Consider the following 25627-nt stretch of genomic DNA (forward strand, 5'->3'; position numbering starts at 1 on the left):
TCGGTTAAGTGGAGGAGTCGCCTCATTTTCCGTCAACCCCGCGGCCAGTACCAAGGCAGCACGCGTTAAAAGCCTATGGATTCGTGCCGGCTGACCCCCCAGTTTTAGGGGTTTCGCCGCTCTGGAGCCTGTGGCCACAATGGAGGACACGCTCGTCGAGATACGCGTTTGGCGGGTACTGATCCAGGAGAATTCTGTGGCAAATCATGGGGGGACACAAGCACGCACCGAGGGTGATCGGCCCGGGCCGGATCGCCTTGCGGAGCCTGTCCGCGGCGGTGGTTGTCGGCTTCTCCGTCTTTGCCTTCGGATTCCAGGGACCTGCCACTTCCATCCAGCAGCCCGTGGGTGCTGCCGTCCCAATTGCACCTCCCTCGGGAGTCGTCGGGCCGGAGCTCCTCGATCCCGACACCGCACCGCCCGGCTACCCGGTCAGCGGGTCCGGCATCGCTGCGCCGGCGAAGGCCCCCACCGGACACACCGTGTCCAAGTCCAAAGTCAAGGCAACCAAGACAAGCGCCGCCAAATCTCCGGGTGTGGCCTCCACCGCCCTGAAGCGGCCCGGAGCCGGCTTCCTCATGGCGCCCTTGGAACACCTCACACCAACTTCCCCGTTCGGCCTGCGGCACAGCCCGATCACCGGCGAAGCAGGCGAATTCCACTGGGGCCAGGACTACGCTGCCGCCTGCGGCACCCGTGTCTACGCAGCCGACGCCGGCGTGGTCCGGGCCGCCGGATGGCACCCCTGGGGCGGCGGCAACAGGGTGGAGATTGACCACGGCAACGGCCTGATCACCACGTACAACCACCTGCAGGGCATCGCCGTCGAAAAGGGCGACCAGGTTCGGGTAGGCGAGATCATCGCGGAGGTGGGCACCACCGGGTCCTCCACTGGCTGCCACCTGCACTTCGAGGTCATCAAGAACGGACAGCACGAGGATCCCCTGAAATGGACCCTGCTGCCCATCCGGCAGACCGACCAACTGACACCCGCTGTATTTACCAGCTTCGCGGGCGGTGCTGCCAGCACGTACGGGTGGGCCATCCCCAACATCCCGGGCAACAGCGGGCCGGGCAACACCGACGACGGCCTGACACCGGTCACCGCGGCTGCGCTCGCCAACCCGCACACCGGCCAGGCATCAGCGACGCGGCCCACCCTGCTCTCGTCATCGTCCGGTTTCCTGACTTCCGGTGCGCCGACTTCCGGTTCGTCGGCCTCCAGCCCGGCAACAGATCCGGCAGTTACCGCAAGTCCCATACCGCCGGCGCCGAAGCCTCCCGCGACGACCAAGCCCAAGCCGTCGCCGACGCCGACTCCCACACCGACGCCTACGCCCACACCGACGCCTGCTCCTGCGACGCCGACCCCTACTCCCACGGCGCCGACTCCGACACCCACGACGCCAACCACGCCGCCTGCTGACCTTGCTCCGGTTGAGCCGACTCCCACCGAGCCTGCTGTCCCGGCAGACCCGACTCCCACGGAGCCGGCGGTCCCGGCAGACCCTGCGCCGCCCACGAGTTCCGGACCTGCCCCGACGGAAGTTGCCCCCGTCGAGCCCGCTCCGGTCCCCGCGCCGCCGGCCCCCGAAATCGTGGTTCCGCCCGCACCGGCTCCGGTAGCGCCCGCGCCGGCTCCGGTAGCGCCCGCGCCGGTTCCGCCCGCACCGGCTCCGGTAGCGCCCGCGCCGGCTCCAGTTGCGCCCGCGCCGGCTCCAGTTGCGCCCGCTCCGGCTCCAGTTCCCGCGCCGGCTCCAGTTCCGACGTCGGAACCGGCAACCGCGACTTCGCCAAGTGCCGTGCCAACTGGGGATGCTGCCGTGGCAGCGGCGAAGGCCGCAGCAGAAGCTGTTCCGACGGCGGAGCCCACAACGGCGCCGTAGACGGTGAGGGGAAGCCGCCGTCGGGCTGTTCGCTCCCCAGGTGAGACCAACTGGTCAGGAGGTCAGGGAATGCAACGGAGGCCAAAGCCGTTGTCATTAGTGACAGCCATGCACCCGGCGAGAGAGCACGATGTGACTTCCCTCCAAATTCCGCCGACAACCGACGGAACCCGCCCGGGTTTCGGATGCCCAACCGGCGATGCGGTGCCGGCGGCGGGTGCGTCCGCCGACTGCGGCTGTACGGGCTGTACCGGAACTGCCAGGGGATCGGCCTGCCCAGCGCGGGCACACGCCGTCGTCGTTTTTTCAAGCGCCCCCAGACACGGTGCGCCGGGTACCTTCCGGAAGAGCATTCCGCCCGGAAATACCCGGGGAGTTTCCCCTTCTTCTCTGTAGCAAAACTGCCGGGCGCCTAGCCCAGTCTCCGCCAGGTACAGACGGAATGCGGCGAATCGAAGATTGCACGGCATATCAATGAAGCGGTCATCGGATGATGGCCGTGCAAGAAATGAAAGCGAGGAAGGTAGCCCGAAAGCGGCGGCGGTGTTGTAATTTTTCAACATGCCAACTCCCGTTTCCCCCTAGTTCGCTTTTTATCTGGTTGGATGGAAGGTACTGAGAGGGACACAGGAGGCGCCCCGCTTCCTAACTACCGCGAAGGCAGCAATGGAGCTCATCGAGGCCGAGCACCCCCGGCCACGCCATTTTCTACTCCACCTGAGTGACACCCACCTGCTGGGCGGTCCGGACCCCCTATACGGCGCAGTTGACAGCGAAGCCCGCCTGATCCAGCTTTTCGACGAGGTTCAGGCATCCGGTGCGCGCCCGGAAGCCGTGATTTTCACCGGCGACCTGGCGGACAAGGGCGACCCAGAGGCCTATGCCAAGCTCCGCGCAGTCGTGGAGCCCGCGTGCCGGGATCTCGGCGCCCAGGTCATCTGGGCCATGGGCAACCACGACAACCGCGCCAACTTCCGCGAGGGCCTCTTCGGCCAGCGCGGCAACGACGATCCCGTCGACCACAGCTACTACGTCAATGGGCTCCGGGTGATCACCATGGACACGTCCGTGCCCGGCTATCACCACGGCGAACTCAGCGAGAACCAACTGGACTGGCTCGCCGGGCAGCTGGAGACCCCGGCGCCGGACGGCACGATCCTGGCCCTGCACCATCCTCCGGTTCCATCGGTGCTGGACCTGTCCGTGCTCGTGGAACTCCGTGACCAGGCGTCCCTGGCGGCCGTGGTCCGGAACTCGGATGTCCGCAGCATCCTGGCCGGACACCTGCACTACTCCACGACGGCGAGCTTCGCCGGCATCCCGGTGTCCGTCGCCTCAGCCACGTGTTACACCCAGGACCTGAATGTTCCGGTGGGCGGCACACGCGGCCGCGACGGCGGCCAGGCCTTCAACCTGGTGCACGTTTATGAGCACACGGTGGTGCATTCAGTGGTGCCGCTGGGCGCCACTCCCACGGTGGGCGAGTATGTCAGCCCGGAGGAGACGGAACGCCGTCTGGCGGCAGCCGGAATCCGCATCCCCGAAGGGGCCAAACGTCCCGTCCTCACGCGGAAGTAGCGGCCAAGGTCTGCTCGCACAGATGAGCCCCCGCCGGATCTGACTGGTCAGTTCTGGCGGGGGCTTCCTGCTGTACAGCTTGCTTTCCCGGTGCTACTTTTCCCAGGGCGCCTTGATGGGGTAGTACCTCTCCAGGAACTCCGTGACCAGCTCCGCACGTTCGTCGGCCGGCACCTCCGGAAAACTGCCGTCATTGAGGCAGAAGAAGTCCATGTTGCGCTTGGTCAGCAGCTTGGGCAGGTAATTCAGTCCCGACCGCAGCGTGGTGTCCACGTACCGCACCTTGGCGGCCGTCTGGGTCACCGCCCGGCCGGTCAGTAGCGCGTAGTAGTGGTAGAAGGAATTCGTGACAGAGATGTTGTCCGCGGCGCGGAAGGTGCTGGCGGCGGTCTTCGCGAACTCCGCCGGGAACTCCTGCTCCATCTGGGCTACGAGGCTCCGGCGCATCGGCGCTGCCGAGTGCTCCAGGTGGCGGGTGGTGATCCGGCCGAAGCGGTTCCAGAGCAGCTTCCGGTTGACCCGGGCCGCGTTCTCGAAGCCGCTGCGCTCGGCGTCGTTTTCGCCGAGGCCGATGCGGGTCTCAGCCTCGATGAACTTGGTGATCCCGCCCGGAGTGAAGAACATGTCCGGGCCCACCGGCCGCCCGAAGAACATGTCGTCGTTGGAGTAGAGGAAGTGCTCGGAGAGGCCCTCGATGTGGTGCAGCTGGCACTCCACGGCCTGCGAGTTGTGGGTGGGCAGCACCGACGGGTCAGCGAAGAACTCCTCGCTCCGGACGATAGTCACCGACGGGTGGTCGTTCAGCCATTCCGGCGCGGGGGAGTCCGTGGCGATGAAAATGCGGCGGACCCACGGCGCAAACATGTACACCGACCGGAGCGCGTATTTGAGCTCATTGATCTGCCGGTAACGCGCCTCGTGGTCGTCGCCCTCACCCAAAACGGCCCCCGCCATCCGGGCCCGCCGGGCGGCGATGTACTCCGGGGAGCTGCCGTCCACCCAGGAGAAGACCATGTCGATGTCGAAGCTGATGTCGCTCGCGTGGTCAGCGAACATGTTCTCGATGGTGGGCCAGGTGTGGCCATAGCGCTCAACCGTTCCGCGGACGGCCTCGTGGGCCATCATGGTGCGGCGGGTAAGCGAGTTCTCGATCGGCAGGATCACTTCGTTGCCCAGGAAGCTCCACAGCTCCACCTGGACGCCGGCGGATGCACCAAATTCGAAGCCGCCCTCGGGCTCCACCCGCGGGCGGTACAGACGGAAGATGCGGGCCTGGCGGTTGACGGAGAGCTCGCCGTCGGCCACCAGGACGGACGTCTTCTTTTTCGCATCCACGGTCATGGAGTAGAACGGTTCGTGCCGGCACGCCTCAACGAGGGCGGATCGCAGCTTCTTCCGGTTCTTCCAGTCAAGGGCGATCACGGGACGGTCGTTGTTGCCCCTGACCAGCAGGTAATCCAGCCCGGCCCCGTCCAGCACATTCCGAAGGAAGAGCAGGTCCTCCACCATGGCCTGGTAAGGCGTCCGGGTGTCGTTGATCAGCGCATACCGGCCTGATCGGCGGACGACGTCGGGGCGGTGTTTGAGGCGCGCCACAGCCGCCGGCGACGTTGCTTCCGCGAGTGCGGGCACGTCGTCTTCGGCCGCCTGGCCGCCGTAATAGATGTCGTCCTGAACCGTTACGTCCGTGATGGCGTTTCTCCCATGCAGCTAGGGGGTGTAATGAAGTCTTACTTGCATGATAGTCCTGCCGGGAAAACATGCCGGGCAGGCGGCCAAGGCCTGCCCTCGGGCCGCGGCCCAGCCCGCTGGGCCGCGGCAGCGGGCCTAGCCGAGGAGCGCCTGCCGCCAGCTGGAGAGGAACGCCGCCCCGGCGTCGTCATGAATGACCGTTTCCTGCAGGCCCAGGTCGGCGGCTGTGAGGACGTCGTAGGGCTTGGCCGGGACGCCGTCCGCAGGCCTGACGTCGACGTGCTTCACGGCGTGGTCGTTGTGGTGCAGCCAGTCGGCCATCGCGTAGTCGGTGCGGGAATCGCCCACAGTCCGCCACGCTTGAGGCGTGATGCCTTGGGCCGCCAGCAGCTCCACGGCGCGGCTCGCTCCGAGGTCCTTGCCCAGCCGCACCGATTCAATGTCCGTGGAGATGATGGTGGGGTCCACGCGGTAGTCGATCTCGTCGTCGGAGTTGGGTGCATGGTGGTCCAGCCGCACGACGCCCAGCCCGTGGCGTCCCATCAGCTCCATCGCCTCCGCATCAAACAGCTTTTGCTCGGCGAGGTATTCACTGTTGGGCACCTCAATGTGCTGCTCCACCGACACCATGGCCCGCTTGGTTTCGTCGAAGAACATGTGGGCCGAGTAGTCCTCAGCCACCATGCGCCGCACATCGTCGCCGTATGCCGCCGGCACGGCGAGCTCGTGGTCCACGTGAATGGGTCCGGGACCGGCCGCGGTGTAGCTGAACCACACCGCGCCTTTTTCGCAGATGGCGTGGATCAGCGTTCCGGCCGGCATTCCGGCGGCGATCATGGGCTCCATGACCTGGTCGCGAATGAAGGCGTCCGAGCGCCCGGTGTTGAAGATGACCGGTACTCCGGCGTTCGCGAGAGCTACCAAATCGGCAATGATTTCCGGTTTCACGTCCCTGGTCACCGGGCTGGCGACCGGGCCATCAACGTCCAGGAGCAGGGCCAGGGCGGGTGTCGACGGCGTGTGGGCGCCGAACCCCGGGGCAGCATTCGCGGTAGGTGCAGTCATGGCTCCATTCTGTCAGCCGACACCGGCCGATCCGCCCGTACCGTGGCAGGCGGACAGCATGTGACAGATAGTTACTGTTTGGCTACAACCTCCGGCGGCGCGCTGATGCCACATTCCCTTGGACCGGCCAGTTGCTTAAGCTTGCAGGGTGATATTCAAAGCTGTGGGCGAGGGACGCCCTTACCCCGACCATGGTTTCAGTACCCCCAAAGACTGGGCGGCGCTTCCGCCCCGTCCCGTGCGGCTGGATGAACTTGTGACCACCAAGCGGACCCTGGATCTTGAAGCGCTCCTTGCCGAGGACTCCACTTTTTTTGGGGACCTGTTTCCCCACGTGGTGCAGTACCAGGGCACCCTCTATCTGGAGGACGGCCTGCACCGGGCGGTAAGGACTGCACTGCACCAGCGCACCGCCATACATGCAAGGGTGCTTGTGATCGATGGCTAGAAAACCCAAAGACGTGACCGTCCTCCACGGTCACCGCGTGATTAGTGGCCCCGAGCTCAGGGCCACGTTCGTCGAGGACGACGAGAACGCGGAGAACCCCGGCCGCCTTCGCCGCAGGATCCTGCACGGTGTGGTGCTCGTGCTGTTGCTTGGCCTCATTGTCGCCGGGATCATGGGGGCGATGGGTGTGATGAGCGGGCAGATCAAGTTTCCGTCCGCTATCCAGGCGCAGGAGAGCTCTTCCGCCTGCCCGGCAACAACCTTCGACTACACGCCCCCCGCCAAAGTGAAGGTGAACGTCCTCAACGCCACGAGCCGCAACGGTCTGGCCAAGGCGGCAGCCAACGAGTTCAAGGCCAGGAAGTTTGTTCTCGGCAAGGTGGCCAACACTGAAACCGGCTACCGCGGCGTGGCGGCCATCGTCTCAGGTGCGGCGGGACAGGGGGCGGCCTTTACCGTCCAACGGAATCTGCCTGGCTCGGACTACTTCCAGGACGGCCGTAAGGACGCCACCGTGGACGTGATCCTGACTGGCGACTACCGCGGCCTGGTCAAGCCGCAGCTTGTTGACCAGACCCCGGGCCAGCTCAGCTGCCCGCGGGAAAGCCGACGCGTCGCCGACGAATCGCAGTGGCCAGTCATGCCCACCCAGGGCGCCAAGCCCTGAGCCTTGGCAGACTGAGTTTCTGGCCGGCTGAGCCTTAGCCAGCCGCAGCGGCGGGCGGCTGCAGGCGCAGGGGGCGGCCGCCGTCGTCGAACCTTGCCCCGGCGCCCAACTGGATGAAGCGGACGGTCCGGGAGATCCTGTCCTCCAGGTCCGCGGAGGCGTCACCGCCCCGGGCGGCGCTGGAGGAGAGCGTGCCGTGGATCAGCTGCGCCTGCTGGAGGGGATCGGCCAGCGGGAAGTAGCCCTGATCCATGCCGTCGCGAAGAATGTCCTGCAGCATGTCGCTGAGCCCGCCCACATGGTCGGCCAGCTTGGCGAACGACGCCGGCGAGAGGACGGCGCCCATGGCCGGACCCGGCGGCAGATGGCGGCGGCTGAGATCCTCCACCTGGGCCCCCACATACAGCGCCAGCCGGTCCACCGGATTGTCCAGCCTGGCGAGCGACTCCCGCAGCCCGGTCATGAACCGTTCCGTCTCCACGAGTGCGTAGGCAATCAGGAGCTCTTCGATGTCTGCGTAGTAGTTGTAGACAGCCGTGCGGCCGATCTCTGCGTGCCGGGCGACGTCGGTCATGGTGAGCCCGGGCAGCCCGTGGGAGAAGAGAAGCTCACCGAAGGCGTTCAGGATGCGGCGCTGGGTCTCGGCGCGCTGCGCAGCGTTGCTGGGGGCCGAAATCCGGGGCATAGGGACACTTTACCGCCATCTGTCACCAAACCGCTGCCGAGTTTTGTCCAGGTAATGGCCGCTAAACGCCCTTCCGGAGACGATACCTGGACAAAACTCGGTCATTTAGACTTGGCCGGTCAGACGGGGCAGGTTAGACGGCGCAGCCGTCCGGGCCGCATGCCTCGGCGTCTTTAGCCTGCGCGCCTTCTTGGTTGGCGCCCGCTTTGTCGCCGACCATCACCAGCGGGTGCGACTCCTGCCAGGCCTGTTCCAGGGCCATGGTGAAGCTCGCCGCGGGCTGGGCTCCGGACAGTCCGTACTTGCGGTCAATCACGAAGAACGGCACGCCGCTGATGCCCAGGGCGCGGGCTTCGGCGAAGTCGTGGCGGACGTCGTCGGCGTACTTGTCGGTGCTGAACAGCTGGGCAACCTCTCCGGTGTCGAGCCCGAGATCCGCGCCAACCGACGCAAGGTAGTCGGGGCTGCCGATGTCCTTGCCGTGTTCGAAGTGGTCGCTGAGCAGCCGCTCCTTGGCCACGTCCTGTTTGCCGTGCGCGGCGGCCAGGTGGATGAGCCGGTGGGCCGTGAAGCTGTTGGCAACGACGACGGCGTCGAACCGGTAGTTGAGGCCCTCGCCTTTGGCCTGGGCTGCTACGTGGTCGAACATCTGGGTGACCTGGTCGGGGGCCATGCCCTTGCGCTTGCTGAGGTAGTCCAGTTCCGAGCCGTCATAGTGCTCGGGCACGCTGGGGTCCAGCTGGTAGCTGCGCCACTGCACCTCCACCTGGTCGCGGTGCGGGAACTCGGCGAGGGCGGCCTCAAACCGGCGCTTGCCGATGTAGCACCAGGGGCAGGCAATGTCAGACCAGATCTCAATCTTCATGCCTGCGACAACTCCCGGTCTTCCCCAGCATTCCTGCCCGGACAGTTGCTTTGGTCACTTCGGCTGATTGCCCGCTCCAGGGCCCGGCCTCGCGCAGACCTTGTTTGGCGGCGGGCCGGGCCATATTGTTTGGACTAACTCCCGGCGGTCTGGCCGTACATTCGTGGGAGGCAAAGTGCGTATTGGACTCATATCGGCACCGTGGATCCCGGTACCGCCGCCCGGTTACGGCGGCACCGAGCGGGTAGTGGACAGCCTTGCACGCGGGTTCGCCGCAGCCGGGCATGACGTCCTGCTGGCAGCCCCTTCCGACAGCACCTGCCCGGTTCCCCTGGCCCCGCGGATGCGTCCCTCGGAACCGGCCGACTTGGGACTTGCATTGTCGGAGCTGAGCCACGTCATCAGAGCCTACGACGGCATGGCAGGCATGGACATCATCCACGACCACACGATGAGCGGACCGCTGTATGCGCACCGTCCGGCCGGGATCCCGGTGGTCACCACCATCCACATCCGCCTGGCACCGCAGGCCGTGGACCTGTACACCGCCATCGGAAAGACCACCGGCATCATTGCGATCTCCCGTGACCAGGTGAGCCGCTCGCCGGAGGTCCCGGTGACGAAGGTGATCCACCACGGCATGGATGTGGCGTCTGTTCCGGTGGGCCAGGGGGACGGCGGTTATCTGTGCTTCGTCGGGCGGCTGTCCCCGGACAAGGGCATCCTCGAAGCAATCCAGATCGCGCGCGCCGCGGTCATCCCCCTGCGGATCAGTGCCCGGATCCAGGGACCCGAGGAACAGAGCTATTTCGACGACGTCGTCAGGCCGGCGCTGGGGTCCGACGTGGAGTTCACGGGGCCGCTGTCCGACGCCGAGAAATACGAACTCGTCGGTGGCGCGCTCGCCTTCCTGAACCCGATCCAGTGGCCCGAACCGTTCGGGCTCGTGATGATCGAGGCGCTTGCCACGGGAACGCCCGTTGTGGGGACCCCTGCGGGTGCTGCTCCGGAAATCGTGGACCACGGCGTCACCGGTTACCTGGGCAGCGTCGGCCAGCTTGCTGGGTTCGCCGCCGAAGCCGCGGGCCTCAGCCGGGAAGCCTGCCGCGCCTCGGTGGAACAGCGCTTCAGCTCGGCCCGGATGGTGGCCGACCACTTGGCGCTCTATGAACAGATCCTCGGCGGACAGGTCGCGGGGGAGCGGCACGGCACCCCCAGCTAGCAGGCGGCGACGACCAGTGCCGCGAACCTCATGCTGCCGCAGTTGGCTGATCAGGGGCGCGACGCTTCAAGCGCGGGCGCTCCCTTCCGAGGTGCCGGCGTCGGCTTCGTAGCTGAGGCCGATCTGGCGGCGGATCTCGTCCATTGCGGTCATAACGGCTACGCTCTCGCTCGGCGGAAGGATGGTGCCCGCGGTGACGCCCTCCCGGACCAGACGTTCCATCTCGGCCGCCTGGTACTGCATGCCCCTGCCGCCCACCGGTTGCTCGAACCGCTCCAGGACGTTTCCGTGGGTGTCGAACACCGTGAAGGGTGTCGGGTTGTACCAAGTGGACTCGATGTCGATCCACCCTTCTGTCCCGATGACCACAGCCCGGTTGTTGCCGGCCGTGTCCAGTGCACAGTCCAAGATGGCCTGCTGGCCGTCTGCGTACTCGAAGATCGCCGCCGTCTGGCGGTCCACACCCGTTGGTGTCATGGAGGCACTGGCCCGGATGCTCTCCGGTGCGCCTAGGACGTCAAAGGCGAACGAGATCGGGTAGACGCCGAGGTCCAGCAACGCACCGCCGCCCAGGGCAGGATCGTTCAGTCTGTGGGCGGGGTCCTTCGGGAGGTTCTGGTTGTGGCTGGCCACCACCTTCCGGACCTCGCCCAGCGTGCCTTCCTGAATAACCTCACGGAGGCGGACCATGTGCGGGAGGAAGCGGCTCCACATGGCCTCCAGGGCAACCAGACCCTTGGACTCGGCAAGGGCAACAAGCTCCTGTGCTTCGCGGGCGTTGATGGTGAACGCCTTCTCCACCAGAACATGCTTTCCGGCATTGAGGGCGAGCAGCGCGTTCGCATGATGGAAAGGGTGTGGCGTGGCAATGTAAACGATGTCCACGTCCGGGTCGGCGACCAGTGCTTCGTAGCTGCCGTGGGCGGTGGGGATGCTGTAGTTGTCGCCGAACGCCTTGCTGGATTGCAGCGCACGTGAGCCGACGGCCTGGACGGTGAATCCGTTCTCAATAAGGTCCTGTGTTTGCAGGCCGGCGATGAAGCCGGTGCCGAGGATTCCCCAGCGGAGTTGTCCGTCGGAAGTGCCTTGGGGGTGGTTGGTCACGTTAGTCCTTTTTCGTGGTGGGGCGGGTGAACGGGTACGCCACGTAGGCGAGGCGGGCGCCCAGCTGTTGACGTTCAGTGTTCCCCGCCCGCCAAGCAGGGGCCAGGTGTGCAGGGGTGTGGTCCAGTCACCTGCGTTGACAAGCACGACGTCGACCGGCAGGTCCGCGGGTGCCAACTCCTAAGCGGAATCGGATCAGTCCTTGCTGCTGAAGGCGGCGTCGAAGGACGTTTGCGAGGCGGGGAAGTCGAACTTTTTGAGGGCGGCGAGGGCTTCGGGGGCGCCGTGGAGGCGGTCCATGCCGGCGTCTTCCCATTCGATGCTGATGGGGCCGGTGTAGCCGATGGCGGTGAGGGCGCGGAAGGAGGATTCCCAGGGGACGTCGCCGCGTCCTGCGGAGACGAAGTCCCATCCGCGGCGGGGGTCGCCCCAGGGCAGGTGGGATCCCATGACGGTGTTCCGGCCGGTGAAGCGGAGCTTGGTGTCCTTGCAGTCGACGTGGTAGATCCGGTCCTTGAAGTCCCAGATGAAGGAGACGGGGTCGATGCCCTGCCACATGAAGTGGGAGGGGTCCCAGTTCAGGCCGAACGCTTCGCGGTGCCCGATCGCTTCGAGGGTGCGGACGGTGGTCCAGTAGTCGTAGGCGATCTCGGAGGGGTGGACTTCGTGGGCGAAGCGGACGCCGCATTCGTCGAAGACGTCCAGGATGGGGTTCCAGCGGTCGGCGAAGTCCTGGTAGCCGGCCTCGATGACCTTTTCCGGGACGGGCGGGAACATCGCAACGTATTGCCAGATGGAGGAGCCGGTGAAGCCGACGACGGTGTCCACGCCGAGGGCTTTGGCGAGCCGGGCGGCGTGTTTCATTTCCTCGGCGGCGCGGGTGCGGACGCCTTCGGGGTCGCCGTCGCCCCAGACCTTCGACCCGACGATCCCTTCGTGGCGGAAGTCGATCGGGTCATCGCACACGGCCTGGCCCTTAAGGTGGTTGGAGATGGCCCAGACCTTCAGGTTGTACTTCTCCAGGATGGCGAGTTTGGAGTCGACGTAGCCGGGTTCGTCCCAGCGCCAGGCGTCCAGGTGGTCGCCGGAGACAGCGATTTCCAGGCCGTCATAGCCCCAGCCGGACGCGAGGCGCGCGACTTCCTCGAAGGGGAGGTCGGCCCACTGGCCGGTGAACAGGGTGTACGGGCGGGGCATGGTCAGGCTCCTTCGGCGGCGGCGGTGGTGTTGGCGGGCTGGACAAGCTGCATGGTGGCGCTTTTCGCGGCCGCTGACTCCTCGATGGCGGCCAGGACGCGCTGGACGGCGAGACCCTCCTCGAACGACGGCGACGGCGAACCGCCACCGGCGACCGCGGCCAGGAAGTCGCGGATCTGGTGAGTAAACGTGTGTTCCCAGCCGATGATGTGGCCCTGCGGCCACCACGCTTCAAGATAGGGGTGTTCGGGCTCATTGACCAGGATCCGGCGGAAGCCCTGCTCCCGCACCGGGACGGTGGCGTCCAGGAAACTGAGTTCGTTCAGGTTCTCCAGGTCAAAGAGCAGGGAGCCCTTATCTCCGTAGATCTCCAGCCTCAAGGAGTTCTTCTGCCCCGTGGCCACGCGGGAGACTTCGACGGAGGCGATGGCCCCGGAGGTGAGGGTCAGCGTGGCCCAGACGGCGTCGTCGACCGTTACCTCCTCCGGCCCGTGGTTACCCGGCCGCTGGGTAGTGAAGGTGTGCAGCCGGCCGGAGACCTCAGTAACGGCGTCACCGAGGAGGGACAGCACCTGGTCGATGGCGTGCGAGGCGATGTCTCCCAGCGCTCCGGACCCGGCGGTTTCCTTGCGCAGCCGCCACGTCATGGGCGATTCCGGGTCGGAAAGCCAGTCCTGCAAATATGCCGCACGGACGTGGCGCACCGTCCCCAGCCGGCCCTCCGCGATCAGGTCCCTGGCCAGGGCCAGGGCGGGCACTCGGCGGTAGTTGAACCCGACCATGGACTGCACCCCACGTGTGCGTGCCGCCTGGGCCGCAGAGGTCATGGCCTCGGCCTCTGCCAGGGTGTTGGCCAGTGGCTTCTCCACGAGCACGTGCTTCCCGGCTTCGAGGGCCGCGATGGCGATCTCGGCGTGCATCCAGCCGGGGGCGCAAATGTCCACGATGTCGATGTCGTCCCGGGCGATCACGGACCGCCAATCCGTGGCGGACTCGGCCCAGCCATACTTTGCTGCCGCGGCGGCGACCTGGCCCGCATCCCGGCCCACGAGCACTTTCTGCTCGAACGCCGGGACGTCGAAGAAGGACGCGACGTTCCGCCAGGCGTTCGAGTGGGCCTTGCCCATGAACGCGTAGCCGATCATAGCCACACCCAAAGGGCCGTTGGCTCCGGGCGGTGTGCCCGGGGATTCGGAGGAAGTCATTGCTGTTCCTAAAGGGTGGAGGCGGTGGGGTTCCAGTCCTCGGGGAGGGCTGGGGACGCGGGGGCAGAGCTTTCGACGTTGACGAAGGTGCCGGATTCCACGGACTCTGAGATCGAGACCATCGTGTCCAGTACGTGGTAGGCCAGGTTGCCCGTGGCGCGGTGGGGAACCCCGGCCCGGATGGAGCGTGCCATGTCCAGCACGCCCATGCCGCGGCCGTTGGACGGTCCCGTGGCGGGGATAACTGTCCAGTCCTCGTCGCCGGCGCGCCAGAGCCGCACATCGCCGTCGAAGTAGTTGGGGTCCGGGAGGGAAATGGTGGCCTCGGTGCCAGTGATCTCCACGAAGCCCATCCGCTGCCGCGGTGACTCGAACGAGAAGACGCTGTGCGAGGACTGTCCGCCTTCGAACTCAGCCATTGCGCTGACGTGGGTGGGGACGTCCACGGTGAACTCTTCGCCGAGCTTGGGGCCGGACCCGATGACACGGACCTCCTTGGCTTTGGAACCGATGGCTGCGACCCTCCGGACGGAGCCGAAGGTCTGGACCAGGGCAGTGAGGTAGTAGGGGCCCATGTCGAACAGGGGCCCGGCGCCGTACTGGAAGAGGAAGGCCGGGTTCGGGTGCCAGGATTCCGGGCCGGGGGTCTGGAATGTCGTCATGGCGGTCAGCGGCGTGCCGATGTCGCCGCGTTCGATGAGCCGGCGCGCTGTCTGTAGGCCCGCACCGAGGAACGTGTCCGGCGCGGTGCCGAGGCGGATGCCTGCGGCGTCGGCCGTCTTCAGCAGCCCCAGCCCTGACTCGCGGTCCAGTGAAAACGGCTTCTCGGTCCAGACGTGCTTGCCGGCGTTGACGGCGGCGGTGGCCACCTCAACGTGGGCGGCCGGGATGGTCAGGTTGACGATGATTTCGACGTCGGGATGGTTCAGGGCCGCGTCAACGCCGCCCCACTCGGGAACGCCGTACTCCTTGGCCCGGGCCTCCGCAGCTTCCTCGAAGAGGTCGGCGATGACATGGACTTTCAAATCGGGAAAGGCCGTCAGGTTGTCCAGGTACTGCTTGCTGATGTTTCCGGCGCCGATGACGCCTACGCCCACCGGCCCCCGGAGGGAAGACGGGGTGAACGCGCCGCTCATGCCTGTGCCCCTTCGGTGGACTTGGCGGATGCGGAGTTCAGGAAGGCCAGGGACTGGGTGATGCCGTCAAAGATGTCGCCGGAGTAGTCGTCGAACTCCACGACGCCCACTTCCAGGGACTTGGCTGCCCCGACGACATCCCACACCGGGATCTTGCCCTGGCCGGCAGGCTGCTGGGCCTTGGTGTCGGTGTTCAGCGGGCCGTCCTTGATGTGGATGAACTTCACCCGGTCACCGAGCTTGGTCAGGATGTCCACGGGGTCCTGGCCGCCGACGGCTACCCAGTAGGTGTCCACCTCCAGGACCAGTTCGGGGTCCAGCAGCCCCTCGAAGTACTCAAGCGCGGTTTGGCCCTCGATGGTGGACTCCAGCTCCCAGGCGTGGTTGTGGTAGCCCACGCGGATGCCATACTCGGCACCCTTCTTGGCAGCGGCGTTGAGCTTGGCCGCGGTGGCCTGGATGGTCTCAGCGTCCTGCCAGTGCTCGGCCGTAATGTACGGTTCGATGACCGTGCTGATGCCCAATTCCTTAGCGGCGGCGAAGATTTCGTCCTGATCCTGGCTGAGCAGCGGGGCGTGGCCGGAGGGCGCTGTCAGACCGTTCTCCCTCAGCGCGGCGCCCAGCTCCTTGGCGGTGGCCACGAAGTTGTACGGCTCCACCTGCGTGAAACCGATCGCCGCGACCTTCTTGATGGTGTCGGTCAGGTCCTCCTGGATGGCGTTGCGGAGGGTATACAGCTGCAGTGAGTAAGACATGTCATTCCTTTGCGGCAGTTGGTTTGTTCTCGAAAGAGGGGCTTGCGGTTCAGGACGGCTACCGGCTGGCCAGAGTTCCGCTGATGCCGCCGACGCTGAAGTATTGGTGGTGGCTCGACAAGTCCATACCTCTTCGTAATCGCCGGAAAGCTCTGTCCGCCGCGACCGGTGACACTCGGATGCGGCTCACCGCTCAACCTAGAACCACTTCTGACGAACGTCAAGCAAAAGTCAGAGAGTTATCGACCTTCTTTGTGTCTTGTGACACTCAGAAGCATTCGTGCTATCACTGAACCCATGAGTCCACGAACGGGCAATAGCCAGACTGCGGAGCCGGTTGCCGCCGAGGGTGCGGGCAGCCTGTCCCGCGCTGGCGACCTGTTCCAGCTGCTCCGCGACGGCAGGGCCCGGACCCGGGCCGAGCTGGCGCTGACCACCGGACTTGCGCGCTCCACGGTGGCTTCCCGCATTGATGCACTAATTGCCTCTGGGCTGGTGGGCCCCGCCGGTGAGGCGACATCGAGCGGCGGCAGGCCGCCGTCGCGCTTTGCCTTCAGGCCTGCCGCCCGGGCAGTGCTGGCTGTCGACGTCGGTGCCACCCACGTGATCATCGCGGTCACCGACCTGGGGGGAAGCATTCTCAGCGAACGGCGTCTGGTCCAGGATGTGGCCGCGGGGCCAGAGGCAGTGCTGGACCGGCTCGTGACCGAGGCGACGTCGCTGCTGGCGGAGACGGGGCGGACTCCGGAGGACCTTGCCGGCGTCGGAATCGGCCTGCCGGGACCCGTGGAGCATGCCACCGGCATGCCGGTGAAACCGCCCATCATGCCGGGCTGGGACGGGTACGACGTAGTCAGTTACGTCCAGCGCTCGTTCCCGGTGCCGGTGCTGGTGGACAACGACGTCAATATCATGGCGCTGGGTGAACGCACAGCCCATTGGCCGGAGCACGACAACTTCCTGTTTATCAAGGTGGCCACGGGCATCGGGGCCGGCATCATCAGCAACGGTGAACTGCAGCGCGGTGCCAATGGCACCGCCGGCGACCTGGGCCACGTCCGGGTGCCCAGGGGCGACGACGTCCTGTGCCGGTGCGGCAACTACGGCTGCCTTGAGGCGCTTGCGTCAGGCCCTGCGGTGGCGCGGACGCTGGCGGCGCAGGGCGTTCACGCAGAGAGCGGGGCCGACGTCCTTCGCTTGGTGGCCGAGGGCAACCTGCAGGCCATCCAGGCCCTGCGGCAGGCCGGGCGGGATGTGGGCGACGTGCTCGCCACCGTGGTGAATCTCCTGAATCCCTCCGTCATCGTCGTGGGCGGAAGCCTTGGCCAGGCGGGCGAGCACCTTATGGCGGGCGTGCGCGAAGTGGTCTACCGCAGGTCGCTGCCGCTTGCCACCACGCACCTGCGCATCGGCCTGTCCATGGCGGGCAGCCAGGCTGCCGTGCTGGGCGCAAGCCAAATGGTGACCCAGCACGTCCTTTCCCCGACGGTCATCGAAGCAACACTGCAGGCCACGGGCTAGCCACCGGCAATGGGCTAGCCGCAGGAAGACCGACTTTCACACCCACGCGAAACGGAGCCTTGAACATTGAGCAACCAGAAGAACCCACCCCTGAAAGTCGGCGTGGTCGGCATCGGCTGGGCCGGCCAGCAGCACATCGATGCCTACAAGAAGATCGACGGTGTGGAACTCGTCGCGGTCGCCGCGATGGAAGAGGACCTGCTGAGGAAAATCAAGGACGAGCACAGCGTCCCCCATACGTTCACCCGCTGGGAGGACCTGATTGAACTCGACGGGCTCGACGCCGTCAGCGTGGCAGTACCGACCTTCCTGCACGCCCCGATTGCCGTCGCCGCCCTGGAGCGCGGGCTGCACGTCCTGAGCGAGAAGCCCCTGGCGCGCAACGGCCAGGAAGGGCTCCAGATGGTGGAGGCCGCCCGGAAGGCCGGCCGTGTCCTGGACGTGGCCTTCAACCACCGCCGCCGCGGCGACATCCAAAAGCTGAAAGGCATCATCGACGACGGCGAACTCGGCCGTCCGTACTACGCCAAGGCTTCGTGGCTGCGCCGGCAGGGCATCCCGATGCTGGGTAGCTGGTTCACCAACCCTGCCCTGGCCGGCGGCGGCCCACTGGCCGACATCGGCGTCCATGTCCTGGACTATGCCCTGCACCTGCTGGGCGAACCCCGGGTCCTCTCCGTCTCGGCGTCGACACATTCCGAGCTGGGACCCCGCGGACTGGGCGGCAACGTCCGCTATACCGCCATGAAGTCCTCGCACAAGTTCGAGGTGGAGGACTTCGCCTCGGCGTTTATCCGTCTGGAAGGTGGCGGCACGCTGATCCTCGAGGCCGGTTGGGCCGCCTACCGGGACGAGGAGGACCTGATGGACTTCACCGTCTACGGCACCGACGGCGGAGCGGAACTCCGCGCTGTCGGGGCATCCAACGTCCCCGTCGCGGATGTCCGGATCTTCAAGGAAAAGGACGGCGAGAACGCCGACTACGTGGTGGTGGCAGAGCCGGGCCGGGCGCACCAGGCCGTGGTGGAGGACTTCGTGGAGGCCGTCCGCGGCGGCGAGACCGTGTGGGGAGCCCACGACGGCTCGCTTGCCCTGACCCGTGCCTTGGTGCTCGACGCCTGCTACCAGTCCGCCCTCGAACAGCGTGAAGTGAGGCTCTGACATGACCGAAAAACTCAACATCCTGGTCTGGAACGAAGGCGTCCATGAGGCGAACAACCAGCCGGAAACGATGGCCGAGATGTACCCCACCGGCATCCACGGCGCTGTTGCGGACGGACTGAAGGGTTTCTACCCGGACTCCGATATCACCACCGCTACGCTGGCTGACCCGGAACATGGCCTGTCCGAGGAGACACTGGCCGCAACGGACGTGCTCCTGTGGTGGGGGCACGTGGCCCACGGCGACGTCAGCGACGAGGTGGTGGAGCGGGTGCAGCGGCACGTCCTGGGCGGCATGGGCCTGATCGTGCTGCACTCGGGGCACTTCGCCAAGATTTTCACGAAACTGCTGGGCACCACGTGCTCGCTGAAGTGGCGGAATGAGGGCGAGCGGGAACTCGTGTGGACCGTGAAGCCGTCGCACCCCATTGCCGCCGGCGTGGAAAGCCCCATCGTGATCCCGAAGCAGGAGATGTACGGCGAGCTGTTCGACATTCCCGAACCGGACGACCTCATCTTCATCAGCTCCTTCGAAGGCGGCGAGGTGTTCCGCTCGGGCGTGACGTTCACCCGCGGGAAGGGCCGAATCTTCTACTTCAGCCCGGGCGACCAGGAGTACCCCGTGTACCACCAGCCGCAGATCCGGCAGGTGATCGCCAACGGCGTGGGCTGGGTGGCGCAGCCGGGCCGCTTCCGCGAGGAGCCTGGTGTCAGCAACGCCCCGCGGGACTGGTTCCTGAACACCCCCTAAGCGCGAACGGACGCTTGTTGCGGCGGCGCTCCCGCCGCCCTGTCCGGCAGTAGGGGCGCCGCGTGATAGCAATGAGGGTGATGAAACCCCATGCCCGCTTCCAGCACCCTGCCCTCCGCGCCCTATGAGGGACACGATCGGAACGAAGGTTCCCCGCAGCTGGATCCTGCTCGCCTGCATCGGCCTCATCGCCCTCAACATGCGGGGCCCCTTCGTGGCGGTGGCGCCGGTGCTGGGCCCGATGCAACAGGAGTTGGGGTTCACACCCGTTGAGCTGGGCCTGCTGACGGGGATTCCGGTGCTGTGCTTCTCGCTCGCAGCGCCCCTTGCCTCGCTCGCCGGGCGCCGGCTTGGTGCGGAACTGGCCATCACCCTCACGCTCGCGGGCGTGCTCGCCGGCGTGGCGGTCCGTTCGGCGGGCGGCGGGGCGATGGTGATGGCGGGTACCGTCATCCTGGGCCTGGCCATCACCGTGGGTAACATCGCGGTGCCGCTCATCATCCGGCGGGACTTCTCGCCGCGGCGCCAGGGGACTGCCATGGGCATCTACACCGCTGCCCTGAACGTGGGTTCGTTCGTAACTTCCGTGGTCACGGCGCCGCTGGCCGAGCTGGCCGGCTGGCGGGCGGCCATTGCAGGCTCGGCGGCCTTCGCCATCGCGGCCGTCGGATTCTGGATTTTCGCGACCGGGCGCCGGGCCTTCCTCCCGGCAGCCGACGACGGTACGGGCGGCCCGCCCGCTGCCGGCCGGCCGGCGTCGCGCTGGATCACGGTGGGTTTGACGGTCGGGTTCGCCGGCCAGGCCATTTCCTACTACGGGGTGACCGCCTGGCTGCCCACCCTGCTGTCCGATGAACTCGGCATGACGCCCGCAGCGGCGGGAGCAGGCTCTTCACTGTTCCAAATCATGGCCATCGCGGGCGGCCTGGGTGTGCCGCTTGCGGCCCGGTTCATGAGTACGACGGCGGTTGCCGTCACCCTGGGTGCCATGTGGCTGACCGTTCCGCTGGGGCTGTTGTTCGTTCCCCAGCTGTGGTGGCTGTGCTCTTCTCTCGGGGGAGTGGCGCAGGGCGGCGGCATCACCCTCATCTTCATCGCGATCATCAAGCTCGCACGGGACCAGGCGTCCGCGGGCCGGATCTCGGCGATCGTCCAGGGTGTGGGTTACGGCGTCGCGGCGCTGTCTCCGACTGTGGTGGGCTACGTCCACAGCTCCTCGGGGACCTGGTCCATGCCGCTGCTGGTGATCCTCGGATCCGTGCTGGCATTCGTCATTTCAACCACGCTGTCCGTACGGAAGGTGCCCCGCCAGCGCTAGGCGCGGTCCCGCCGTCTTACTTCCCCTTAACCTCATAGCGCGAACTGGCAGCTAACGCCCTCAAACCTGGGTTTTGGGGTCATTAGCTGCCAGTTCGCGCTATGTGGGTGGTTCCGCTGCCGGGCCGCCTCCCCGGCCTTCGGGGGTGCCTGTTGCGAAGGGCGTGGCGGCCCGGCGGGCGGAAATCTGTGCCTTGTTCTGCCGGCGTGGACTAGGCGGCGACGAGCTCGTCCTCAATGGCCTCGGCCGTGGCGTCGATGCCCTCGCGGGCCTCGTGCAGGTACCGGGCGTAGGCGGGAACCGTGAGGAAGCTGGGGAACTTGTCGCTCAGCGTGACCTCCTCGAAGATGTCGCGGGCATCGGTGAAGCGGTCGCCGTCGAAGCGCTCCAGCCGGGCGAACTCCTCGTCCAGCATCTCCTCGACCCATTCCCGGCTGATGATCTCGCCGTGGTCCGTGATGGCGCGGGAGTAGATCCACTGCCACAGCTGCGAGCGGGAGATCTCCGCGGTGGCGGCGTCCTCCATCAGGTTGTGGATGGCGACTGCGCCGTTGCCGCGCAGCCAGGATTCGATGTAGCGGATGCCTACCTCGATGTTGTTCCGGATGCCCTGTTCGGTGATGGTGCCCTGGGTGGCGGCCACGTTGATCAGGGCGCGGTCGTCCGGGGTGACGTCTTCGCGCAGGCGGTCCAGTTGGTTGGGGCGGTCGCCGAGGGTGCCGTCGAACACCTCGCGGCACACGGGAACCAGGTCCGGGTGTGCCACCCAGGAGCCGTCGAAGCCGTCGGCTGCTTCGCGGGTCTTGTCCGCACGGACCTTCTCGATGGCGTTGGCGTTCGCTTCGGGATCCTTGCGGTTGGGAACGGCGGCGGCCATGCCCCCAATAGCCATGGCGCCACGCTTGTGGCACGCGCGCACGAGCTGTTCGGTGTAGGCCCGCATGAACGGGGCGGTCATGGTCACCTGGCCGCGGTCCGGCAGGACGAAGCGCGGGCCGCGGGTGCGGAAGTTTTTGATCAGGGAGAAGATGTAGTCCCAGCGGCCGGCGTTCAGGCCTGCGGCGTGGTCGCGGAGTTCGTACAGGATTTCTTCCATCTCGAATGCGGCGGTGATGGTTTCGATCAGCACCGTGGCGCGGATGGTGCCCTGCGGGATGCCGAGCAGGTCCTGGGCGAGGATGAAGATGTCGTTCCAGAGCCGGGCCTCGAGGTGGTTTTCGATCTTCGGCAGGTAGAAGTACGGGCCCTTGCCCTGGGCCAGCAGGCGGCGGGCATTGTGGAAGAAGTACAGGCCGAAGTCCACAATGCCGCCGGCGATCGGTTCGCCGTTGATGAGCATGTGCTTCTCGGGCAGGTGCCAGCCGCGGGGGCGGACCACGATCGTGGGCAGGTCCTCGGCCGCCCTGAGCTTGTATTCCTTGCCTTCCGGCGAGGTGAAATCGATCCGGCGCTCCAGCGCGTCCGTGAGGTTCAGCTGGCCCTGGATGACGTTGCGCCACGAAGGCGTGGAGGCGTCTTCCATGTCCGCCAGCCAGACCTTGGCACCGGAGTTCAGGGCGTTGATGGTCATCTTCTTGTCCACCGGGCCGGTGATCTCCACGCGCCGGTCCTCCAGACCGGGTGCCGGAGGAGCCACCCGCCAGTGCGGGTCGTTGCGGACGGACTCGGTCTCCCGCAGGAAACGCGGATCCTGGCCCCGGGCGATGTCGTCACGCCGTGCCCGCCGGGCCCGGAGCAGTTCCTCGCGCCGCCCCGCCGTCGCCTTGTGCAGCTTAGCGATGAAGCCCAAAGCATCCGGAGTGAGAACCTCGCCCTGCCGGCATATGGGCTGAGCAGTCAGTGTGATGCCGTTGATGGTGAAGTTGTCGGTGAAGCTGTTCATTTCAAATCTCTCCTCAGAAGAAGCAAGTTGACGGCGGTGTGGCGGCTGGTGCGGGAGGGCCGAAAAAGGCAATCCTCCGCGTGCTATTCCCCATGCCCGGCAAGGGCCTCGCAGAGCTCAGCCGAGCCGGGGCATGGAGCCCCTTTTACGCACGCTTCCGGATCACCTTTTCGGCCCGAGGCATGGGCACCTGGGTGCCGGCCGCCGTCGTGCCTTCCGGTGAGCGATTTTGACAGCTCACCTTTGGCGATGAAGGGCCCACGGCCGCCGGGTTCCCTCGCGAGCTTGCGAGCGGAGGGGGGCGGCCGGGGACTAGTGGAACTGGCCTTCTTCTGTGGATCCCACGAGGGCCAATGTGGATGCGTTCGGGTTGAGCGCAGTGGAGATGTCGTCGAAGTAGCCGGTGCCGACTTCGCGCTGGTGCTTGGTTGCGGTGTAGCCGCGGGACTCGGAGGCGAATTCCTTTTCCTGGAGTTCGACGTAGGCGCTCATGCCTTCGCGGGCGTAGCCGTGGGCGAGATCGAACATCGAGTAGTTCAGGGCGTGGAATCCGGCCAGGGTGATGAACTGGAACGTGAAGCCCATGGCGCCGAGTTCGCGCTGGAACTTGGCGATGGTGGCGTCGTCCAGGTGCTTGCGCCAGTTGAACGAGGGCGAGCAGTTGTAGGAAAGCATCTGGTCCGGGAACTCGGCCTTGACGGCTTCGGCGAACTTGCGGGCCAGTTCCAGGTCCGGGGTGCCGGTTTCCATCCAGATGAGATCGGAGTAGGGGGCGTAGGCCTTGGCGCGGGCGATGCAGGGTTCGATGCCGTTGCGGACCTTGTAGAAGCCCTCCGGGGTGCGTTCGCCGGTGATGAATTCCTGGTCGCGTTCGTCGACGTCGGAGGTGATCAGGGTTGCCGCTTCGGCGTCGGTGCGGGCGATGACGACCGTGGGGGTGCCGGCGACGTCGGCGGCCAGGCGGGCCGCGTTCAGGGTGCGGATGTGCTGCTGGGTGGGGATCAGGACCTTGCCGCCGAGGTGGCCGCACTTCTTTTCCGAGGCGAGCTGGTCTTCCCAGTGCACGCCGGAGGCGCCGGCCTGGATCATGGATTTCATGAGTTCGTAGGCGTTCAGCGGTCCGCCGAAGCCGGCCTCGGCGTCGGCAACGATCGGGACCAGCCAGTCCTCAACGGTCTGGACACCTTCGGAGAACTCGATCTGGTCCGCACGGAGCAGGGCGTTGTTGATCCGGCGGACCACTGTGGGAACCGAGTTGGCCGGGTACAGGGACTGGTCCGGGTAGGTGTGGCCGGAGTTGTTGGCGTCGGCAGCGACCTGCCAGCCGGAGAGGTAGATGGCGCGCAGGCCGGCCTTGACTTGCTGCACGGCCTGGTTGCCGGTCAGGGCGCCCAGGGCGTTGGTGTACTTGCCGGTCTTGTGCTCCTCGGTGAGCTGCTTCCACAGCTTTTCGGAGCCGCGGCGGGCCAGGGTGTGCTCCTCGGAGACACGGCCGCGGAGGCGGACGACGTCCGTTGCCTTGTAGTCACGGGTCACACCTTCCCAGCGCGGGTTGGCAGCCCACTCGAGCTCCAGTGCGGCGGCCTGCTGTTCAGGCGTCTGCTGGGTGGGCTCAAATGCTGCAGTCATCTTCGTCTCCTTGTTAGCTCCCGGGCCATTCCGGGTGATAGTTTCCGGCCCGACCTTCGCTGCGCCTTTGCAGCTCCGGCCGGCTTTTCCGGTGGTGTTTCTTTCCGTGACACCTACTTTTCTGCACTTTCCAACACCTTTCTAGGGGAAAAGTGTGGAAAGAAATGCACTTCTTCACGTATTCTTCAGAAATGTCACCTTCAAGCTGGAACAGGGAAGTTTTGCAGCCGTCGTCACCGCAGCCGACGGCGGAGCTGGACGTTATCTCGCTCGGTCGCCGTGTCCGCCATCTGCGCAAGCAGGCGGGCCTGACGCTGGATGGCCTAAGTGCCGCCGTCGGCACCGCACCGAGCCAGCTGAGCCTGATTGAGAACGGCAAGCGGGAACCCAAACTCGGCCTGCTGCAGCACCTGGCAACGGCGCTCAATGTCAGCATCGACCAGTTGCTTGGAGCCGAACCGCCCAGCCGCCGGGCGGGCCTGGAAATTGAGCTCGAGCGCTACCAGCGGGGCCCCCTCTACGAGTCGCTGAACCTGCCCAAAATCCGCATCAGTTCGCGGTTGCCGATGGATGTCCTGGAGGCGCAGGTGGGGCTGCTGCACGAGCTCGAACGCAAGATGAACGAGCAGGTGGCGACGCCGGAGGAGGCCCGCCGCGCGAACGGCGAGCTGCGTGCCATGATGCGTGAGCGCGGCAACTATTTCCCGGAGTATGAGGCGGAGGCTCAGAAGGTCCTCAAGGGAGTCGGCTACACCACTGGTCCGCTCAGCCAGCACGTCATTGCCGACATCGCTGAGAACCTCGGTTTCACCCTCCACCACGTGGGCGACTTGCCGCATTCCACCCGTTCGGTGACGGATTTGAAGAACCGCAAAATTTATCTGACGCAGAGCGAGCGGCAGGACCACGACCCCCGCTCGGTGCTCCTGCAGGCCTTGGGCCACTACGTCCTGGGCCATGAAACGCCCCGCAACTACGGCGATTTCCTGGCCCAGCGGGTGGCGACCAACTATTTTGCGGCGGCGCTCCTGCTGCCTGAGCAGGCAACCGTGGAATTTTTGCAAAAAGCGAAGGCCGCGAAGGAGATCGCGGTGGAGGACATCCGGGACGCATTCGCCGTGTCCTACGAGACCGCGGCCCACCGTTTCACCAATCTGGCCACCAAGCACCTGGGCATCACCACGCATTTCCAGAAGACCCACCAGAGCGGGATCATCTACAAGGCGTATGAGAACGACGGCGTGAACTTTCCGCAGGACCACACGGGTGCGATCGAGGGGCAGCCGTCCTGCAAGGCCTGGACCTCCCGCGCCGTATTCGATGTGCCGGACAAGTTCAGCGCCTATAGCCAGTACACGGACACAACGTCGGGCACGTACTGGTGCACCGCCCGCACGGACCGGTCGGCCAGCGGGCAGTTCTCGCTGAGCATCGGGGTCCCCTACCAGCACGTGAAGTGGTTCCGCGGCCGGGAGACGACGGCCCGGGCAACGTCCAACTGCCCCGACCCCAACTGCTGCAAACGGCCGCCGGCCGCGTTGACGTCAGAGTGGGCGGGCAATGCGTGGCCTTCTGCCCGGGCCCACTCCCACCTCCTCGCAGCCATGCCCCCGGGTGCCTTCCCCGGCGTGGACGAGACCGAGGTGTACACGTTCCTGCAGGCCCACTCGGGGAGTTAGGCCGAACGCTCCTGCAGGTCCTGCCGGCTGCCCGGTTCCGGTTTCTGGTCGCCCTGATGTGACGCGGTGGCAGACACGTATGCGGAAAACGGGAAGGAACAGCCCACCGCCAGAACGCGGCCGAACGCCACCCTGAACCCCGCGCCAAGGTCGGCGGACTATATTGGCCCTTGTCAGCCCA

The 25627-nt window shown here is 66.2% G+C and carries 21 protein-coding genes; 10 read left to right on the forward strand and 11 right to left on the reverse strand.

Translation table 11 applies throughout. From position 1 onward, the window contains the following. Nucleotides 1–206: 206 nt before the first annotated feature. Both ACHMXB_RS20325 and ACHMXB_RS20330 read left to right on the forward strand, forming a co-directional pair. On the forward strand, nt 207–1886 hold the full coding sequence (locus ACHMXB_RS20325) for a M23 family metallopeptidase (protein ID WP_395401365.1): 1680 nt from the start codon (nt 207–209) through the stop codon (nt 1884–1886). A gap of 666 nt (nt 1887–2552) precedes the next feature. Then, nucleotides 2553–3464 (forward strand): phosphodiesterase, encoded by a 912-nt coding sequence (locus tag ACHMXB_RS20330; RefSeq protein WP_395401367.1) that lies wholly within the window; start codon nt 2553–2555, stop codon nt 3462–3464. 93 nt (nt 3465–3557) lie between these two features. On the opposite strand, the gene ACHMXB_RS20335 is transcribed toward ACHMXB_RS20330, so the two are convergent. Both ACHMXB_RS20335 and ACHMXB_RS20340 read right to left on the reverse strand, forming a co-directional pair. After that, nucleotides 3558–5096, reverse strand: a complete 1539-nt coding sequence (locus tag ACHMXB_RS20335; RefSeq protein WP_395401369.1) for a stealth conserved region 3 domain-containing protein — start codon at nt 5094–5096, stop codon at nt 3558–3560. 195 nt (nt 5097–5291) lie between these two features. Continuing rightward, complete coding sequence (locus tag ACHMXB_RS20340) at nt 5292–6221, reverse strand: hypothetical protein (RefSeq protein ID WP_395401371.1); 930 nt, start codon at nt 6219–6221, stop codon at nt 5292–5294. A 148-nt stretch (nt 6222–6369) separates the two neighbouring features. Here ACHMXB_RS20340 and ACHMXB_RS20345 point away from each other — a divergent pair, with 148 nt between their 5' ends. After that, nucleotides 6370–6669 carry a type II toxin-antitoxin system VapB family antitoxin gene (locus tag ACHMXB_RS20345; RefSeq protein WP_043417724.1) on the forward strand — a complete coding sequence of 100 codons (300 nt, stop codon included), beginning with the start codon at nt 6370–6372 and terminating at the stop codon, nt 6667–6669. Beyond that, nucleotides 6662–7336, forward strand: coding sequence for a LytR C-terminal domain-containing protein (locus ACHMXB_RS20350; protein WP_395401373.1), 675 nt, complete (start codon nt 6662–6664; stop codon nt 7334–7336). The genes ACHMXB_RS20345 and ACHMXB_RS20350 overlap by 8 nt, the downstream gene beginning before the upstream one ends. A 34-nt stretch (nt 7337–7370) precedes the next feature. Here ACHMXB_RS20350 and ACHMXB_RS20355 read toward each other — a convergent pair whose 3' ends face one another. Both ACHMXB_RS20355 and ACHMXB_RS20360 read right to left on the reverse strand, forming a co-directional pair. Further along, entirely contained in the window at nt 7371–8021 is a 651-nt protein-coding gene (locus tag ACHMXB_RS20355; protein WP_395401375.1) for a TetR/AcrR family transcriptional regulator, read from the reverse strand. Between the two features lie 133 nt (nt 8022–8154). After that, nucleotides 8155–8886 carry a DsbA family protein gene (locus tag ACHMXB_RS20360; protein WP_395401377.1) on the reverse strand — a complete coding sequence of 244 codons (732 nt, stop codon included), beginning with the start codon at nt 8884–8886 and terminating at the stop codon, nt 8155–8157. 175 nt (nt 8887–9061) lie between these two features. On the opposite strand from ACHMXB_RS20360, the gene ACHMXB_RS20365 reads away from it, so the two are divergent. Then, a complete protein-coding gene (locus tag ACHMXB_RS20365) occupies nt 9062–10108 on the forward strand; it encodes a glycosyltransferase family 4 protein (RefSeq protein ID WP_395401379.1) in 1047 nt (348 codons plus the stop codon). A gap of 66 nt (nt 10109–10174) precedes the next feature. Here the strand turns inward: ACHMXB_RS20365 and ACHMXB_RS20370 are convergent, their stop codons facing one another. The 5 genes from ACHMXB_RS20370 to ACHMXB_RS20390 all read right to left on the reverse strand — a co-directional run bounded on the left by ACHMXB_RS20370 (nt 10175) and on the right by ACHMXB_RS20390 (nt 15505). Then, complete coding sequence (locus tag ACHMXB_RS20370) at nt 10175–11212, reverse strand: Gfo/Idh/MocA family protein (RefSeq protein ID WP_395401381.1); 1038 nt, start codon at nt 11210–11212, stop codon at nt 10175–10177. Between the two features lie 195 nt (nt 11213–11407). Then, nucleotides 11408–12409 (reverse strand): sugar phosphate isomerase/epimerase family protein, encoded by a 1002-nt coding sequence (locus ACHMXB_RS20375; protein WP_395401383.1) that lies wholly within the window; start codon nt 12407–12409, stop codon nt 11408–11410. A gap of 2 nt (nt 12410–12411) precedes the next feature. Next, nucleotides 12412–13614 (reverse strand): Gfo/Idh/MocA family protein, encoded by a 1203-nt coding sequence (locus ACHMXB_RS20380; RefSeq protein WP_395401385.1) that lies wholly within the window; start codon nt 13612–13614, stop codon nt 12412–12414. 8 nt (nt 13615–13622) lie between these two features. After that, nucleotides 13623–14750 carry a Gfo/Idh/MocA family protein gene (locus ACHMXB_RS20385; protein WP_395401387.1) on the reverse strand — a complete coding sequence of 376 codons (1128 nt, stop codon included), beginning with the start codon at nt 14748–14750 and terminating at the stop codon, nt 13623–13625. Continuing rightward, nucleotides 14747–15505: a sugar phosphate isomerase/epimerase family protein gene (locus ACHMXB_RS20390; RefSeq protein WP_395401389.1), complete on the reverse strand. Its 759-nt coding sequence runs from the start codon at nt 15503–15505 to the stop codon at nt 14747–14749. Before ACHMXB_RS20390 ends, ACHMXB_RS20385 begins: the two co-directional genes overlap by 4 nt. 297 nt (nt 15506–15802) lie before the next feature. Here ACHMXB_RS20390 and ACHMXB_RS20395 point away from each other — a divergent pair, with 297 nt between their 5' ends. From ACHMXB_RS20395 to ACHMXB_RS20410, 4 genes are all read left to right on the forward strand, one after another. Further along, nucleotides 15803–17026, forward strand: coding sequence for an ROK family transcriptional regulator (locus tag ACHMXB_RS20395; RefSeq protein ID WP_395401391.1), 1224 nt, complete (start codon nt 15803–15805; stop codon nt 17024–17026). Nucleotides 17027–17092: 66 nt separating this feature from the next. Then, on the forward strand, nt 17093–18187 hold the full coding sequence (locus ACHMXB_RS20400; RefSeq protein WP_395401393.1) for a Gfo/Idh/MocA family protein: 1095 nt from the start codon (nt 17093–17095) through the stop codon (nt 18185–18187). Nucleotide 18188: 1 nt separating this feature from the next. Then, nucleotides 18189–18938, forward strand: coding sequence for a ThuA domain-containing protein (locus tag ACHMXB_RS20405; protein ID WP_395401395.1), 750 nt, complete (start codon nt 18189–18191; stop codon nt 18936–18938). Between the two features lie 124 nt (nt 18939–19062). After that, nucleotides 19063–20256: a CynX/NimT family MFS transporter gene (locus ACHMXB_RS20410; RefSeq protein WP_395401397.1), complete on the forward strand. Its 1194-nt coding sequence runs from the start codon at nt 19063–19065 to the stop codon at nt 20254–20256. A 211-nt stretch (nt 20257–20467) separates the two neighbouring features. Here ACHMXB_RS20410 and aceB read toward each other — a convergent pair whose 3' ends face one another. Further along, nucleotides 20468–22138 (reverse strand): malate synthase A, encoded by a 1671-nt coding sequence (aceB, locus tag ACHMXB_RS20415; RefSeq protein WP_395401399.1) that lies wholly within the window; start codon nt 22136–22138, stop codon nt 20468–20470. A gap of 312 nt (nt 22139–22450) precedes the next feature. After that, the gene (aceA, locus tag ACHMXB_RS20420; RefSeq protein WP_395401401.1) at nt 22451–23767 is read right to left on the reverse strand and encodes an isocitrate lyase; all 1317 of its coding nucleotides are present in this window, start codon (nt 23765–23767) and stop codon (nt 22451–22453) included. Nucleotides 23768–23931: 164 nt separating this feature from the next. Between aceA and ACHMXB_RS20425 the strand changes: the two genes are divergently transcribed. After that, nucleotides 23932–25446 carry a helix-turn-helix domain-containing protein gene (locus ACHMXB_RS20425; RefSeq protein WP_395401403.1) on the forward strand — a complete coding sequence of 505 codons (1515 nt, stop codon included), beginning with the start codon at nt 23932–23934 and terminating at the stop codon, nt 25444–25446. Nucleotides 25447–25627 lie beyond the last annotated feature (181 nt).

Origin of the sequence: Arthrobacter sp. UC242_113 (assembly GCF_044054585.1) — a bacterium.
Classification (GTDB): domain Bacteria; phylum Actinomycetota; class Actinomycetes; order Actinomycetales; family Micrococcaceae; genus Arthrobacter.

Coding starts and splice junctions, on each gene's coding strand:
- ACHMXB_RS20325 (WP_395401365.1), top strand. CDS start 207: ATGGGGGGACACAAGCACGCACCGAGGGTGATCGGCCCGGGCCGGATC.
- ACHMXB_RS20330 (WP_395401367.1), top strand. CDS start 2,553: ATGGAGCTCATCGAGGCCGAGCACCCCCGGCCACGCCATTTTCTACTC.
- ACHMXB_RS20340 (WP_395401371.1), bottom strand. CDS start 6,221: ATGACTGCACCTACCGCGAATGCTGCCCCGGGGTTCGGCGCCCACACG.
- ACHMXB_RS20350 (WP_395401373.1), top strand. CDS start 6,662: ATGGCTAGAAAACCCAAAGACGTGACCGTCCTCCACGGTCACCGCGTG.
- ACHMXB_RS20355 (WP_395401375.1), bottom strand. CDS start 8,021: ATGCCCCGGATTTCGGCCCCCAGCAACGCTGCGCAGCGCGCCGAGACC.
- ACHMXB_RS20360 (WP_395401377.1), bottom strand. CDS start 8,886: ATGAAGATTGAGATCTGGTCTGACATTGCCTGCCCCTGGTGCTACATC.
- ACHMXB_RS20375 (WP_395401383.1), bottom strand. CDS start 12,409: ATGCCCCGCCCGTACACCCTGTTCACCGGCCAGTGGGCCGACCTCCCC.
- ACHMXB_RS20380 (WP_395401385.1), bottom strand. CDS start 13,614: ATGACTTCCTCCGAATCCCCGGGCACACCGCCCGGAGCCAACGGCCCT.
- ACHMXB_RS20385 (WP_395401387.1), bottom strand. CDS start 14,750: ATGAGCGGCGCGTTCACCCCGTCTTCCCTCCGGGGGCCGGTGGGCGTA.
- ACHMXB_RS20390 (WP_395401389.1), bottom strand. CDS start 15,505: ATGTCTTACTCACTGCAGCTGTATACCCTCCGCAACGCCATCCAGGAG.
- ACHMXB_RS20395 (WP_395401391.1), top strand. CDS start 15,803: ATGAGTCCACGAACGGGCAATAGCCAGACTGCGGAGCCGGTTGCCGCC.
- ACHMXB_RS20405 (WP_395401395.1), top strand. CDS start 18,189: ATGACCGAAAAACTCAACATCCTGGTCTGGAACGAAGGCGTCCATGAG.
- ACHMXB_RS20410 (WP_395401397.1), top strand. CDS start 19,063: ATGAGGGACACGATCGGAACGAAGGTTCCCCGCAGCTGGATCCTGCTC.
- aceB (WP_395401399.1), bottom strand. CDS start 22,138: ATGAACAGCTTCACCGACAACTTCACCATCAACGGCATCACACTGACT.
- aceA (WP_395401401.1), bottom strand. CDS start 23,767: ATGACTGCAGCATTTGAGCCCACCCAGCAGACGCCTGAACAGCAGGCC.
- ACHMXB_RS20425 (WP_395401403.1), top strand. CDS start 23,932: ATGCACTTCTTCACGTATTCTTCAGAAATGTCACCTTCAAGCTGGAAC.